Source organism: Faecalibacterium sp. Marseille-P9590, from assembly GCF_017377665.1.
GTDB lineage: Bacteria > Bacillota > Clostridia > Oscillospirales > Ruminococcaceae > Faecalibacterium.
Window position 1 is genome coordinate 19,530 of sequence record NZ_JAFREF010000010.1, and the last position, 14,429, is coordinate 33,958.

The 14,429-nt window shown below is 55.5% G+C and carries 12 protein-coding genes; all 12 read right to left on the reverse strand.

Annotation, left to right across the window (positions count from 1 at the left end):
- Positions 1–67 precede the first annotated feature (67 nt).
- Positions 68–268 (reverse strand): transposon-transfer assisting family protein, encoded by a 201-nt coding sequence (locus J3349_RS10755; protein WP_005922868.1) that lies wholly within the window; start codon positions 266–268, stop codon positions 68–70.
- A gap of 2 nt (positions 269–270) precedes the next feature.
- Positions 271–1,197: a hypothetical protein gene (locus J3349_RS10760; protein ID WP_156071446.1), complete on the reverse strand. Its 927-nt coding sequence runs from the start codon at positions 1,195–1,197 to the stop codon at positions 271–273.
- Between the two features lie 21 nt (positions 1,198–1,218).
- Positions 1,219–4,413, reverse strand: coding sequence for a YodL domain-containing protein (locus tag J3349_RS10765; RefSeq protein WP_207677414.1), 3,195 nt, complete (start codon positions 4,411–4,413; stop codon positions 1,219–1,221).
- Between the two features lie 99 nt (positions 4,414–4,512).
- The gene (locus J3349_RS10770; protein WP_207677415.1) at positions 4,513–6,585 is read right to left on the reverse strand and encodes a DNA topoisomerase 3; all 2,073 of its coding nucleotides are present in this window, start codon (positions 6,583–6,585) and stop codon (positions 4,513–4,515) included.
- Positions 6,582–7,304 (reverse strand): DUF4366 domain-containing protein, encoded by a 723-nt coding sequence (locus tag J3349_RS10775; protein ID WP_207677416.1) that lies wholly within the window; start codon positions 7,302–7,304, stop codon positions 6,582–6,584. The genes J3349_RS10770 and J3349_RS10775 overlap by 4 nt, the downstream gene beginning before the upstream one ends.
- Positions 7,294–7,545: a DUF4315 family protein gene (locus J3349_RS10780; protein ID WP_117554029.1), complete on the reverse strand. Its 252-nt coding sequence runs from the start codon at positions 7,543–7,545 to the stop codon at positions 7,294–7,296. The genes J3349_RS10775 and J3349_RS10780 overlap by 11 nt, the downstream gene beginning before the upstream one ends.
- A gap of 18 nt (positions 7,546–7,563) precedes the next feature.
- Positions 7,564–9,540 carry a C40 family peptidase gene (locus tag J3349_RS10785; protein ID WP_207677417.1) on the reverse strand — a complete coding sequence of 659 codons (1,977 nt, stop codon included), beginning with the start codon at positions 9,538–9,540 and terminating at the stop codon, positions 7,564–7,566.
- On the reverse strand, positions 9,537–10,433 hold the full coding sequence (dcm, locus tag J3349_RS10790; protein ID WP_207677418.1) for a DNA (cytosine-5-)-methyltransferase: 897 nt from the start codon (positions 10,431–10,433) through the stop codon (positions 9,537–9,539). The genes J3349_RS10785 and dcm overlap by 4 nt, the downstream gene beginning before the upstream one ends.
- On the reverse strand, positions 10,430–12,832 hold the full coding sequence (locus J3349_RS10795; protein ID WP_207677419.1) for a VirB4-like conjugal transfer ATPase, CD1110 family: 2,403 nt from the start codon (positions 12,830–12,832) through the stop codon (positions 10,430–10,432). Before J3349_RS10795 ends, dcm begins: the two co-directional genes overlap by 4 nt.
- The gene (locus J3349_RS10800) at positions 12,759–13,184 is read right to left on the reverse strand and encodes a PrgI family protein (RefSeq protein WP_154277769.1); all 426 of its coding nucleotides are present in this window, start codon (positions 13,182–13,184) and stop codon (positions 12,759–12,761) included. Before J3349_RS10800 ends, J3349_RS10795 begins: the two co-directional genes overlap by 74 nt.
- A gap of 15 nt (positions 13,185–13,199) precedes the next feature.
- A complete protein-coding gene (locus J3349_RS10805; protein ID WP_097785410.1) occupies positions 13,200–14,063 on the reverse strand; it encodes a VirB6/TrbL-like conjugal transfer protein, CD1112 family in 864 nt (287 codons plus the stop codon).
- 103 nt (positions 14,064–14,166) lie between these two features.
- Entirely contained in the window at positions 14,167–14,382 is a 216-nt protein-coding gene (locus tag J3349_RS10810; RefSeq protein WP_005922889.1) for a Maff2 family mobile element protein, read from the reverse strand.
- Positions 14,383–14,429 lie beyond the last annotated feature (47 nt).

Below are 14,429 nucleotides of genomic sequence, written 5' to 3' on the forward strand. Positions count from 1 at the left end.
TATTTCTGTGTTGACAATGGCACATTACTTTCACTGAAAATAATGTGCCATTGTTAAGCTGGCGGTATTATTCACCCGTAAAATCAAACCTCTGTCCGTCAAAGTCAGCATCGGTCATGTGCTCCAACTTTGCAATGGTGCCGTTTGCCAGCCGCCGCATTTCCGTGTCCATGTCCGGCAGGGCGGTCAGCATCCGCGCCATCGTTCGGCGGCGGTCAGAGGTGTGGTACATACAGATCAAATTTTCTTCTTCCACGCTGAAATTCATGGTCAGACCTCCATTTCATGTTGTTTGCTGCGGGCCGCTGCCTTTTTCGGGCTGGCGGCCTGTTTTGTTTCGGAAAGTTGCTTGCGGACGGAAGCACGGGGCTTGCGGATGCCCCTGTCCCGGTTCTCCTTTTTGTCAACCAGCGCATAGATGCCGAAACGGTCTTTCACGCTGGAAAGGTGCATGGATTTGTACGGCAGCATGGCAAGCAGCTGGTCCGTGTCCCGGCTGGATGCCAGTTTGGTAAAATAGGGCGATACCTCCACCATAAAATGATTCTTGTCCGGGCTGTTGGGAGCAGCCAGCCGTTTCATGTCTGCCGCAATGCGCTGGGCCTCGGCCTCAATCAGCCCGGTGTGCAGTGCCGCAAGATGTTCTTTGAAATCACCGGGCCGTGCCGGTTCCCGGCTGCGCTGCTCCTGCCGGATGGCCGCTTGCAGAAGTTCCGGGTCACGGGGCTGCATTTCATACCGCACGAACTCCCCGAAATATTTGTCCGGGCGGCTGTCGAAATGCTTTTTCGGGCCAATCTCCCGCATCCCGCTTTCGTAGATCAGACGATTGGCACCCACGGGCAGGGCGACTTCCCGGATGTGCTGGAAGTGCTGCTGATAGTCCAGTTCATACAGATTGCCTTGCACGGTTCCGTTGGCCGCGCCGGTCAGCTCCACCGCATAGGCAAGAATCCTGTCATGGGTCTGTTCGCCGCAGAATTTCCATGTGTTGTAGGCTTGCGTGTCTTTGAGCAGCACGTCCCGTTCCCGGAAGCAGAATGTTCCAGAAGGCCGGGACAGCCACAACAGCAGCTTATCTTCCGGCTGGTCGCTGCGGGCGGCCTCCCGCAGCATCTTGATGTCATAGGCAAAATCGCTCTGATAGTATGCGGTGTTCTGGTGCATAATGGCTTCCAGCGCAGCGATCACATCCATATTTTCAAATTTTTGCACGGCTTATACCTCCAATTCCTTTGTCTTTTCCCGTGGCGGTGTTTGCTTGCTCTGCTCCTTTTTTGCGGCATCCAGCTGTGCCCGGATGGATGGCTTTTTCGGCTTGGCCGTGTGGGACTTCTTGGCTTTTGGTGCCTTTTCTTCGGCCTTGACTGCGGCGGCAAGGTCCGTCAGAGAGATTTGTTCTCCGGCTTTTGCTTTGGCCTCCAATTCGCCCAGAGAGGGCGTATTGTTCAGCACGCCATCAATCATATTTTCGTTTTGTTCGGTGGAAAGTTCTGCGGTACGCAGCGGATTTTCCCGCAAGAACTCCGGCACCTGCTGGAAGCCCACACTGTCGCAGTAGTGGGCGGTGTCCTGCCCATTCTGGTGCAGTACCACCACATCCGAAACAGACAGTGAGTGTCCCTTGAAATCTGCCGGATGGTCCACGTTGAACGTGCGGTAGAGGTCCTCCAACGTGGTGCCAGCAGCCAGCGGCGCGGCGTAAACCTCCGTATAGTTGGCCTTGTCCACGGACAAACCAGCGGCCTGCAGGCGGTCGTAGGGCTCAAAACGGTAATCGCGGGTGGAATCTTCATTGCGCAGCTGGTAGATGGAAAAGCTGTCCTGCTGCGGTGCTTCAAAGCCTGCCGCTGCGTATTCCTCTACGGTCATTCCAGCATCGGCAGCTTCCTGCGCGATCTCGGCCTGTACCTGTGCCTTATAGTCCTGCAAGGTCTGGTCAAAGTCGGCCAGCTTGGGCGGTTCCGGCAAGTTGTACTGGCCTTGGTTGAGAAGTGGGCGGCAGTCCTGCACATAGGTAACAACAGCATTGTAATAGGCCGTCTGTTCCGGCGAAGCGTTCTGTCCCTCCCGCAAAGCAGCGGTAGCGGTCTGCTCCATAGCCGAAAGGTTGCAATGCTGTTTGAGGTACGGGATAAACTCGGTCAGAACCATTTCGCGCTCTGCCTTGTCCTGTTCCCACGCTTCCGGGCCTTTGTTGTGCAGCACAAAATTTTTCCAGTTTTCATCTTTGGTGTAATATTCATGGTAGTTCTGGATGTGCTGAATCAGGGAGCCGTCCCCGTCCCCGAAATCCTGCCGCCCCTCGTAGTTGTCCAGCTGGCCGTTCAGGGCAAAATCAATACGGAATGCGGTCTTGTCGTACCAGCCGCCCGTGTAGCCGTCCTTTTCCCGGTCCGTGTGCTGGGCGGTGTCCAGTTCTTCAAAAACACGATTCGCCACGGACAGCGGCATGATTTCGCCGTCCTGCAGCTTGTCACTTTCGCTCCATAGAATCGTGACCGTAGGTTCTTCGGCTGGGTCTGGAATTTTAACAGGTTCGGGAATTTCATTCGCTTTTTCTGCCGCCTCTTGGAACACCGCCAGCTTGTAACCCAACAAAACTTCCGACACCTTGGCTGTCTGCCCCAGCAGGTTAAGCGCTTCCTGCCCGGCATCCGACAGGGTCAGACCGGGCGCGTCCAGCTGGCCGCCGTCCAGAGCCTTGTTGTCCGGGTCATACAGAGTGTAGTCATAGCCGGAATCACAGGTCTGGATGAACAGGGTGCTGCCGTCGTCCAGCGCAAATGCGGCCTCCTGTGCAGCGGAAAGGTCTGCTTCCCGCTGCTGGCGCAGTTCTGCCAGATGTTCGTCCAGCGCAGAGATCAGCTCATGGGCCGCGCTGCGGATAATTTCCAGAGATGCTTTTAGTTCCGCCAGTTCCCGGCCGGAACTCCACCCAGCCACATAACCAAAGGAATACTCGGACGTGTCCAGCCCGTAATGCTGGCAGACGGCATAGGCCACGCTTTCGGCCTGCACCTCGCGGGTGCGGCTGTCCGGGCGGTTGGTCTGTTCCGGGTCGTTGGGGTCGATGGCGTGGAGCTTGGCATGGGCAATCTCGTGGATGGCCGTCTTGATGGTCTGTAACTGGCTCATGCCCTCTTGGATGGCAATGCGGTTGTCGAGAAGATGAAAGTAACCATGCGCCCCGCCCTCGATGTCCTCAAACCCGATGGGTACCGGGGATGCCTGCTCCAATGCCTTGAAAAAATCTTGGTAGTCCTGCACGCTGCCGGACAGTTCATTCACCGCGATAGAGGGCAGAGGTTCGCCCTCGGTCTGGCTGACATCGAACACGGACACCACCTTGAAAGCCGGAATCTGTACCGTTTTTTCCTCGGTCAGCGGCTTGCCGTCCTTGTCCAGAATCGGCTTGCCCTGTTCGTCCAGCTTTTCCATCTTCTGCTTGACCTTGTACGGCGCAGGGGCAAGGATTTTGATGCCTTTTTCGCCTTTCTTTACGGTGCGGTGGAACGTGTCTTTCCACTTGTTGAAGCCGGCCACCAGCTGCCCGCCCTGCATGGCGATCAGCAAGGTGTTGTTGAAGCTGTAATTGTGGAATTTCGCCATCGTGGTGAGGTAGGCTTTGTAGCGGTCGCTGTCGAACAACTGCTGAATCCCTGTTTCCAGTCGGTCCGTAATTTCTTTCATCCGCTCTGCGCTGTCCTTACCATTCAGGATAATGGGGAGAACTTTCTGCGGTTCCGTTTCAGGCTGCACCGGCGGTGGGATGTTGGCCGCATCCCGCAGGATTTCCGATGCAGGAAAAGACAGCACCCGGTATTCCTCTGGCACAGGCTGGCCCTCGTAGACTTTCTGCCATTCGTCCCCGCTTTTGACAAGGTAGCCGTACTGGGTGAATGCGCCCTGCTCCTGCTGGGCCACATACCGGCCAAACTGCGCCGTGTCGATGCCGCCTTTCCATTCTTCCGGCATATCCACCATGCCGGAGCGATTCAGGTAGTAATCTCCTAGCTGGGCAGGCCCGTGCACATCCGGCAGATGCACATAGTAGTCCACGTTTTCGGGAAAGTCGGTGATTCTCCCGATGCTGAAAAGCTCACTCTGCGGGGCTTGCAGGGCGGCGTTCAGCTCTGCGCGTTCCCCGGTAGAGAGTGTTTCCAGTCGTGATGCCAGAAAGTTCAGTTCGTCCACATTGGATGCCAGTACCATGTTGTAGGGAATCGCAAAACGCTTTTCTTCCTCGGCAAAGTAGCCGGAAATGAAAAGGCCCTGCGGATTATCGGACGAAATGCCGATTTGCCGCAGGGCCGCTTGTACCTGGTCGGTTGTAGTGGGCAGGTCCAGCCAGACGCCATCCCTGCCTTGCTGCTGCCGATTTTGCAGCTGGATGGAAAATAATTCGCTCATTTGGTCACACTCCTTTTTTTGCTATCCTACGGATAGAGAGAGCCGGTTATGGCAAAATGAATGCTTCACCTTACCATAACCGGCCCTCGTATTTTTGCCTTACTCTTTGCGCTCTATCCGGTAATTGACGTACTTACCTCCCGTATCTGCCAGAAGCACCGTTGCATCATAGGTTTTGCCTGTCTTTTCGGAGTAGAGGCCCTTGACCTTTGCCTTACCGTTTTTGAGCAGAGCAGCGGCGATTTTCGGGGTGAACGCCTTTTTACGCTGCTCAAAGAAGCGGTCATTCTTCCACATCACGAACTGACAGCTACGATTCCCGCAGTAGAAGTTTTTCTTGCCCTCATAGACGTTTTCACTGCACCGGGGACACTTGCCGATAATAACCCGTTCCGACTGGAACAGGTTTTGCTTATCTGCACTGATACAAGAATAGGTCTTGACCAGCTGGCGCACCTGCGCTTCAATTTCGGCCATGAAATCGTCCGGGTCTGCGCTGCCTTTGGCGATCTCGGTCAGACGATTTTCCCATTCGGCGGTCAGAGCGGGAGAGGTCAGACTTTCCGGCAGAACCACCGCCAGATTGATGCCGTCCTTGGTGGGGACAAGTTGCTTGCCTTTGCGCTGCACAAAGCCCATTTGCACCAGCTTTTCCAGAATCGCGGCGCGGGTGGCGGGTGTGCCCAGCCCCTTGCGTTCTGCGTTTTCCGGCATATCCTCGGCCCCTGCCCGCTCCATTGCTGACAGGAGTGTATCTTCGGTGTAGGCTTTCGGCGGGGACGTGAAATGTTCCGACACAGCAGAAGTTACACGGAAGCTCTGCCCCTCGGCCAGTTCCGGCAGGGTGTTCAAAACTTCTTCCTCGGTATCGGCTTTTAGAGTGGAGCGGAACCGCTGGTCGATCTCTTTCCAGCCGGGGACAAGCATTGTCTTTCCTTTGGCGGTGAACTCGTTCCCGGCGCAGGAGAACACAGCGGTCACGGTTTCATATTCATAGGGTGCAGCCACCGCGCAGAGCAGCTTGGAGCAGACAAGGTTCATCAACATACATTCACTCTCGGCAAGGCCAGTGAACCCCTGCTTTGCAAATTCGGCGGTGGGAAGGATGGCGTGGTGGTCCGATACCTTTTTGCTGTTTAGCACTCGGCCTACATCCGGGGTCAGCGCAAGCCCTTGGGCAAAGGGCAGCAGCCCCAGCAGGTCAGCCACAAGATGTTGTGCTGTTTGGCCCATGTCCTCGGTCAGATATTGACTGTCCGTGCGGGGATAGGTCAGCAGTTTCTTTTCGTAAAGCTGCTGGGCATAGTCAAGGGTCTGCTTGGCGGTAAAACTAAATAAACGGTTTGCCTCCCGCTGCAAGGTGGTCAGGTCATAGAGCTTGGGCGGCTGTTCCGTCTTTTTCTCTCGTTTGACAGAGGTACAGACGGCGGTTGCACCCGTGCATTTTTCTTTGAGAGAATTTGCGGTTTCAGCCTCCGAAATACGCACACTGTCCGCTTTCAGGCTGCCGGACTGGATGCCGACCGTATAATACTTTTCTTTCTGGAAGCGCAGGATTTTTGCATCCCGGTCCACTAGCATTTTCAGTGTCGGGGTCTGCACACGGCCCACCGTCAGGGTCTTGTGGTACAGCACCGAAAACAGCCGTGTTGCGTTGATGCCCACCAGCCAATCCGCCTTTGCACGGCAGAGGGCCGATTGATACAGCGCATCGTAGTCCGAATCCGGGCGCAGGTTTGCAAAGCCCTCCCGGATGGCTGCATCCTCCATGCTGGAAACCCAGAGCCGCTTCACAGGTTTTGTGCAGCCGGCCATTTGGTAGACGAAACGGAAGATAAGTTCTCCCTCCCGGCCTGCGTCGGTCGCGGCGGTCACACTGTCCACGTCCGGGCGGTTGAGCAGGGCGCGGACGATTTCAAACTGCTGTTTCTTTTCGTCCGGGACAATGAACTGCCACGGCTGGGGCAGGATGGGCAAATCCTCATACCGCCACTTGCAGTATTTTTCATCGTACTGGCCCGCCTCTGCAAAAGACACCAGATGCCCGATGCACCAGCTGACCAGATACCCGCCGCCCTGCCAGTAGCCGTTTCGCTTTTCAGTGGCCCCGATCACGGCGGCGATGCTGCGGGCCACACTGGGCTTTTCGGTAATTACCAGCTGAAAGCTCATGTTTCGTCCTCCTGTCCGTTCTCCGAATGAATCTCGATTTCAGCCGGTTGCTCGTCTGCATCCTCGTCCTCGCCAAAATCGTATTCGTCCAGATCATCGTGCCCGGTGGTATCGGCCTTGGGCTTGCGGAACTTGAAATAATAGAGTGCCGCGCCACCGCCCGCCAGAGCCAGCGCCAGCAGAATCATCAGACTGCCCATGTTGGATTTCGGCTTTTCCTGCGGCGTTTCGGTGTCGGTTTTCACAGTTTCCGGGGCCGTGCAGCTCCGCAGGCTCTTTTCACACAAGGGGCAGTTTTCGTTCACGTTTCCTGCCTCACATTTCACCGTGCAGGTGCAGACCTCGGTGGTCTGCGGTTCTTCATCCAGCAGGGCCAGCAAGTCGGCATCGTCCACTTGGTTCAGGAAGTGAACGGACGTTTTCTTGTCCTCGTTGGCGCGGTCAATCAGAATGTAAAAATAATTCCCGGCTTTGGTGGTCACGGTAATAAGCTGCTTGTCACCATAAAAATCATCCACCAGTGTTGCATTGCCCTTGGGCGTGATGGGCACACCCTCCGGCTCCATGCCGCCCGTGGTGGGTTCTTCTTCGATAATCTCCGGCAGAGGTTCCGGGGCAGGGTCAGTACCGCTTGCGAAAGCGGGCATGGAAAAGGAGCAGAGGCAGAGCAGGACAGCCAGCAGCCCGGCTGCAAAACGGCGGTTCCAATCAGGTTTCATTGGCGGCATCCTCCTGTTTGTGGTACGGGGTGGCGGTGGGCGCAGCGTTCAGCGCACCGCTGCGCAGGAAGGCCGCGAACTCGTCCGGCTTCATGTTCATGCTGCGCACCAGCTGAATGATCTGCAAGTTTTCCTGTTCAGTCTTTGCAGCTTCCAGTTCTTTCAACTGCTGCTGGTATTCAGAGATTTTTTCTTTGAGCCGTTCAATATCGCGCTCAATGCGGGAAAGTCTTTTTGCCATACAAAATCCTTTCTGGCGTCACGGTAAACGCCCATAGCTGTAAAAATGTTCCTGCCAATATTTTGAGTTGAGGTTTGTGTAAGAGATAGGGTCGCCGCAGTGCAGCATGATGGAATTGCCTACATAGATACCGCAATGGCTCACGCCGGGGGTATCGTAGGTTCCCTTGAAAAAAACAAGGTCGCCCGGTTTGACCTGCGCCGTCGAAACAGGAGTACAGAGGTTGTAAAGGCCCTGTGCGGTCTGGCGGCCCACGTTCCAGCCGGAGTGATTCAGCACCCACGAAATGTAGCCGCTGCAATCAAAGCTGGTGCTGGGCGAACTGCCGCCCCACACATACGGGTAGCCGATGTACTTCGTGGCTTCCTCCATCATGGCGGCAAACCTATCATCCTTTAGTGCTTCCGGGGGAATATCGTAGTAGGTGGGCTGCTTGATGGTAGACGCATTGGGGTACTGCGTGTGCCCGAACAAATCCGGCCGGTTGCCCAGTGTGCGCATATAGAGCGAATAGGCACTAAGCTGTTCTTCGGTCAGTACTTCCACGGGCAGATGGGATAAATCCTTGTTCTTCAGCTTGACCGTACAGATGTAGTATTCATACGGCTCTTGGTAGGTGATAACCTGCGGCACACCATACGGGCCAATAATGACCATCATTTTTGTGCGGTAACGTATCTGCATGGTCACGGTCTCGGTCAGGATGTACTGCTTTTCAAAGAGCATTTCAAGTTCGCCCTGTACCTCGGCCAGTGTGAACACACCATCATGCAGCGCGGACAAAATCGAAATCAGCACATAGGGGTCATGCTCGATTTCGTCCAGATAAAAATGGTATTCATCGTAGTTGTGGGTGGCCTCGTAGGTGTCGAGATACCGTTGTAGTTTTTGTTCCAGCTTGGCGTAGGCTTTCTCTGCACCCAGCATATCCTTGTCCTTGGAAAAGTAAGAGGATGCCGTCACGCCGGTTCCAGCGGTGCCTGCCATCACGGTGCAGGACTGCAAACCCGTTATCAAGAGCAGAGCCAGCAGACCGAACACCGCCACGATCAGAATGGTTTTCCAGTTCCGGGCCGCAAATTCGGCTACCCGTTCGCCGCCCTCGGCCGCCAGCTTCGTTACCCGGAAACCGTTCTCTGCGGTGGCGGCTGCACCCTGCGCGGCGGCTTGTCCGGCCTGCCGTGCAGCTTTGGCATACTGCTGTTTGATACGCCGTTTCTGCCACATCCGGGAAATGGGGTTGCTGGCCGCCTGTGCAATTTGCGGATTGTTCCGCAAGGATTTCTGGTAAAAGTATTCTGCATTGGCAGACATGAGCTGACGCTCTGCCTTTTCCACGGCCTTGTAGGGCTTCATCTTGTGGTGCCGGATGCCGCTGCGGATGACCTTGGCGGTCTGATGCTCCACCAGTTCTTCACCCTTGTGGCCACCCTCCACACCCACATTTTCGTGTTCGACTTCATGGATTTTTCCGTGAGCGAACAGCAACGCTTCTGATAGCGGGCGGCTGGCCGGGTTTGGTTTCAGGCTGGGCGGGCCTTTGTCCTGCTGCTCAAAACGCAGGGTGGATTTCGCCTTGCCGCTGGCGGCATCGTAGATTTTTTCCTTGACCGGGACACGTTTTTTCGGCAAAGCAGCGCGGGCCGCATCCAGCTTGTCGGCTTTCGCTTCCGCCTTTTGGATGTACGGCTGCAACGCCGGGTCTGCCCGTTCTTCTTCGGTCAGTTCCAGACGGGCGGCGGAACGGTGCAGACCATCTTCACTCTCGGCGGTTTCCGCAGCTTGTTTGGCTTTTTTCTTTGCCTTGTGCTTGTCCTTTACGTCCTCGGTGCGTTCCAGTATTTTTTCGGTCCTGCCCTCGGAATCCGTGGAATAATCCTGTTCCGCCTCCCGGCTGGAAACATTCTCCACAGTACCATCCGCCTGATTTTCCACCACTAGACCGTCACGGGTCATGGTCTGGGTGACTTTGGCTTTTGCCTGCAATTCTTTCAAAGTTCTTCACCTCCCATCGGACAGCGGCCCGTTTCAATGTCCGCAATGTATTTGAGAATCGGGAACACCTGCGGCGGCGAAACTGCATTGCCCAGTGTTTTCATCCGCTTGCTGCGGTTCGGCACATCTTCGGTCAGGCGCGGGATGTCGGCGGGTTCTTCGGCCCAAAGGGAATGTCCGTCCATTTGCGCGGGAAACCCATCAGCCACTCTACCCAGTCCGGGTTGAGATAGGGCTTTTCCAGCGTGGTGGGTGTCATACGGTAGATCACATGAGAGAGCCGCGCCGTCCATGCTTTGCCATCCTTGTTCATCTTGCGGTAGTTGCCATTTGCAGAAATTTGGATGTCCAGCCCCTTGCCCACATCCCCGGTGTCGCTGGCAAGGGGCGTGGGAAACAGCGGAGCCGATGATGAATACCCGTTTCCGTTCGTGCCACGCGCCAACGGCAGCAGCAGGTAATACGAAAACCCGAACATCGTAACCTGCCAGCTCCAAGTCAATGAGCGTTTTGTCGAGCCCCATACGGAGGAAGCCAGCAACATTTTCTCCAAGCACCCAACGGGGCTGCAATTCCCGGATGACCCGCAGCATTTCGGGCCACAGGTAGCGTTCATCGTGGAAGCCGCGCTGCCGCCCTGCGGTGGAGAACGGCTGGCACGGGAAGCCACCTGAAATGAGGGTGACGGTGCGAAGTCCTGTTTTTTCAAAGAAAGCCTCCTTTGTTACAGTGGTGATGTCCTGAAAACGGGGCACTTCCGGCCAGTGGCTTGCCAGCACAGCGGCGGGAAATGCCGCCCACTCGCATTGACAGACAGAGGTAAACCCCGCTGCTTCCGCGGCAAGGTCGATGCCGCCGATGCCGGAAAACAAGCTGAAATGCGTTAGGCTCATAGTTCCACCACCTCGCTGAGCCGGGTGGTCATGATTTTATAGAGCTGGGTGTTTTTGGGGATGGGGTTTGAGAATGGCAGCACCACATTCTCGAAAATCAGCAGTCCTTCGCCCGGTTCGGAATTGTCGATGTACTTCTGCTGGTCTGCGGAGAGGTTCAGCCGTTCCGAAAGGATTTTGCGGTCGCCGGATGCCTGATTCAGCAGCGTGATGAAGTCGCTGTTTTCCAGAATGTTCTCGATCTCCGGCGAAGAAAGAAGGTCCTTCACATTCTGGGTGGCGCCCGTGGGCACACCGCCCCATTTGCGGAAGCGCTTCCAAATCTCGGCACTGTACGCGGCGGTCTGTTCTTCTTTCAAGAGCAAATGGAACTCGTCCGCAAAATACCATGTAGCCCGGCCTTGGCTGCGGTTCTGGGTGACGCGGCCCCATATCTGGTCTTGGATAATGAGCATCCCTAATTTTTTTAACTGCTTGCCTAACTCTTTGATGTCAAAGGCCACAAGCCGGTTGTGGATGTCCACATTCGTTTTGTGATTAAACACATTCAGCGAGCCGGACACATACAGGTCGAGTGCCTGCGCCACCCGGTCCGCTTCCGGCAAGTGCTGGTCGAGCAGGGCTTGGTGGAGGTCGGATAAAATCGGCATATTCTCTGGGCAAGGGTTTGCCAGATAGGGGCGATAGATGGCTTTCACGGCACGGTCTATCACGGTGCGTTCAATCGCTTCCAGACCTGTTTTGCCGCCCATGACCAGCTCACAGAACGACAGCACAAAATCCGATTTCAGGGCAAGCGGACTATCATCCTCGGAGTAGTTGAGGTTGATGTCCAGAGGATTCACATAGTCCTTGCTGGTGGGCGAAAGTTTGATGACCTGCCCATGCAGCCGCTTGACCAGCGGATAATACTCGGCTTCTGGGTCTGAAATAAAAATATCGTCAGCAGTCGTTAAAAACACACTGACGATTTCAGACTTGCAGCTCATGGATTTGCCGCTGCCGGGCGTACCCAGCTTTAGGCCGTTGGGACACCGGGCCTGCTTGCGGTCCAGCATGATCATGTTGTGGGATTTTGCGTTGATGCCGTAGTACATGGCCGCACCGCTCTGGAAAAGCTCCTGCGTTACAAAGGGAACGAACACCGCCACGTTGGAGGTGGTAAGGCTGCGCTGAATCTTTATTTGGTTGATGCCCAGCGGCAGGCTGGACACAAGGCCCTGCTCCTGCTGGTAGTCCAGCCGGACAAGGGAGCAGTTGTACTTCTGCGCCACACCCGCCGCTTGGAACACATCGTTGCCCAGTTTTTGCTTGGTGTCGGCCACGTTCAGCACTAAAAAAGTCAGCATGAACAATCGCTCATTTCTTGTTTGCAGTTTGTTCAGCAGCTTTTTGGCATCCTCGCCGTAGGTAGCAAGGTCGCTGGGGAGTATATCCATGTCGTACCCGGAACGGACAGCCTTTTTCTGTTCCTGAATCTTCATGGCATCAAGGTCGGTAATCTTCCTTTTAATCGTCTTGATAGCCTCGGTCTGGTCAATGGCCTGCACATGGAGATTGACGAGAATCCCGCTTTCCGTTTTGAGGAAGTCGGCCAGCATTTCGTCCGAAAGTTCCGGCGCAAGGATTTGTAAAAAGCTCACAGCTCCATACTTGCCGCCCAAACCAAAGGTCTTGGCCGTGCCGAAACAGAGGGAGGACGGCGCAACAAAGTCCTTGGTGGAGAGGCCGGAGGGAGCCAGCCAGTCCCAGTCAAAGCGGAACGGTTCGCCGTCCGGGTGAAAGATGCCGTGCAGCACCTCCAAACGCGCCTGTCCGTCCATGACGTGCGCCACGCAGCCCATAGTCTTGAAATAGCCCAGCAGGTCAAGGCCAATGCGGGTCAGACGTGCTCGTGCCGTTTTCGGGCTGTCGGCCTCGATGGTGAAGGTCAGATATTTGGTTTTGACAATGCCGTTGTTGCCGCTGGCAAGCTGCTTTTGCAGGATGGCGGTGTACTCGGCGCGGATGTCGTCAAAATCATCCCCCTGCGGTGCGATCTCAAAACTTTTTGCGTACTGCACCGGGTCAATCTTGCGATTGAGAAACGAAAGCTGCACATGGATGGAGGCATCCACATAGTTGTACAGGTCGCACAGGTGTTCAAAGATGGCGGTCCGGGTCTCCGGCTGAGCCAGCTGATAGCTGATGTCCTCAAAGGCAATGCACTTGGAGAACGTGCGCCGGTCAATGCGGCACACACCGTCCGGGTAGATGGCCTCATACGGGATGGTAGCCTGTGCCGTGCGGGGCTTGCCGTCGCCCTTGTACTTGCGGATAACGGCATCAATTTCTTTTTTCTGGGCGCGGGTGAGTTTTTTGGGCTTTTCGGTTTCGCGGGGTATCGTTTTTCTGGACAATGGCCTTTACCTCCTGTTCCATTTGGTATTGCCGCACAAGGGCGGCGTAAGCATTGTTAGTCTGATACGGCCTTTCCTTGGGGCGCAGGAAACAGCACTGAATCATTTGCTGAATCACCACTTCAAGGGGCTGGCCGTGCCGCTCGAACAGAGCGAACAGCAGTCCCGGCAGCATGGCAAAAATCATCAGCAGAGCCGCCGCGCTGTTGGAAAGATAGTTCCGGGTCAAAAAATAAAGCGGCCCGCCCGTGAGGAGCGCACCGCCGAAGCAGACCAGCTGCCGCTTGGTCAGCCCGAATAAGACTTTGGATTTTACATGGGTCAAATCTTTGGGAACGGTCACATACGCCATTCAAACGCTCCTTTCTCAATGGGCACCGAACACGGATTTGCTGATGCTGCCGGTCTTGAACAGACAGAAGCAGAGCAGCACGGTGTAGCCCATGCAGCCCCAGATGGCCCCGGCAATGTCCGCCGCGCCCGAAATGTTGCGTATCAGCACCGCGTAGATGCCCACGACAATCATAATCAGGAACGCTTGGAAACCCAGTGCCAGCAAAGACTTCAAGTAGTTCTGCCCGGTGCTGCGCCACTCGCTGCTGCCCATGGTGGCAAGCGGGATAGGGCCTAACGCTGTGACCACATATATTTCAATCATGCGGCCGTAGGTCACAAGGAAAATACAGATAGACAGGATGTTCATGGTCAGGCCCACTACAAGGGTTTGGAACCATAAGCTGAGCAGACTGCCGATGGTCATGCTTTCCAGCTGAAATTCCAGTCCGGGTATCAGGCGGTCAAAGTGGATGGACGTTTCGCCGATGATAACGCCGGAGCTTTGGTTAACAACGCTCTGAGTCGCATCGAACACGCCCATGACGATATTCCATGTGTTGCTGACAATGAGGATGGCAAAGGCAGACTTGAAAATCCAGCGGAAGAACATGGAAGTATCGAAGTCGTGCATATTGTTCTTTTCGGTAATCATCTGGATAAACTCATGGCACATCACAAGGGCAAGGATGGCCGCTGCAATGGGCAGTACTACCGTTTCGGAAAGACTGCGCAGCATATTGAAAATGCCGCTGTTCCATGCCTGCGGGGTAGAACCAACGTCCGAAGCGATTTCGCCCACCTTGGCGTTCACGTTGTCGAACAGGCCGGAGAGGTTGCCCGTGATGCCATCTATCAAAATGCCCTTTATCCATTTCTCGATGATCTCACTAATCAAGCAAAGATACCTCCTTTCCCGCGCCCTCCCGGTTCGGTGGGAGAGCGCGGAGTAGGATTTTAAGTGTTCGTTATTCGGAAAATTGTGGGCAGCGATGCAGGGCTTAGCCCAGCAGCCCGGACAGCAGCGGGACAAGGGTCACGCCGATCAGGGCAACGCCACCGCCCGCGACCAGCTGCTTCACGCCCTGGCTCTTGCTGCCGGGGTTATCCTGTCCATAGCCCTCCAGCAGGTTGATGCCGCCCCAGACACACAGGGCACCGCCCAGACCGACCACGATCGTCTGCAAAGTATCGACTGCGCTGTTGAAAAATTCCATAAGGTCCTCACTTTCCGCCGCTTGTTCTGCGGCACTCAAAAATTTTT

Coding starts and splice junctions, on each gene's coding strand:
- J3349_RS10755 (WP_005922868.1), bottom strand. CDS start 268: ATGAATTTCAGCGTGGAAGAAGAAAATTTGATCTGTATGTACCACACC.
- J3349_RS10760 (WP_156071446.1), bottom strand. CDS start 1,197: ATGGATGTGATCGCTGCGCTGGAAGCCATTATGCACCAGAACACCGCA.
- J3349_RS10775 (WP_207677416.1), bottom strand. CDS start 7,304: ATGAAACCTGATTGGAACCGCCGTTTTGCAGCCGGGCTGCTGGCTGTC.
- J3349_RS10780 (WP_117554029.1), bottom strand. CDS start 7,545: ATGGCAAAAAGACTTTCCCGCATTGAGCGCGATATTGAACGGCTCAAA.
- J3349_RS10810 (WP_005922889.1), bottom strand. CDS start 14,382: ATGGAATTTTTCAACAGCGCAGTCGATACTTTGCAGACGATCGTGGTC.
- J3349_RS10800 (WP_154277769.1), bottom strand. CDS start 13,184: ATGGCGTATGTGACCGTTCCCAAAGATTTGACCCATGTAAAATCCAAA.
- J3349_RS10770 (WP_207677415.1), bottom strand. CDS start 6,585: ATGAGCTTTCAGCTGGTAATTACCGAAAAGCCCAGTGTGGCCCGCAGC.
- J3349_RS10765 (WP_207677414.1), bottom strand. CDS start 4,413: ATGAGCGAATTATTTTCCATCCAGCTGCAAAATCGGCAGCAGCAAGGC.
- dcm (WP_207677418.1), bottom strand. CDS start 10,433: ATGAGCCTAACGCATTTCAGCTTGTTTTCCGGCATCGGCGGCATCGAC.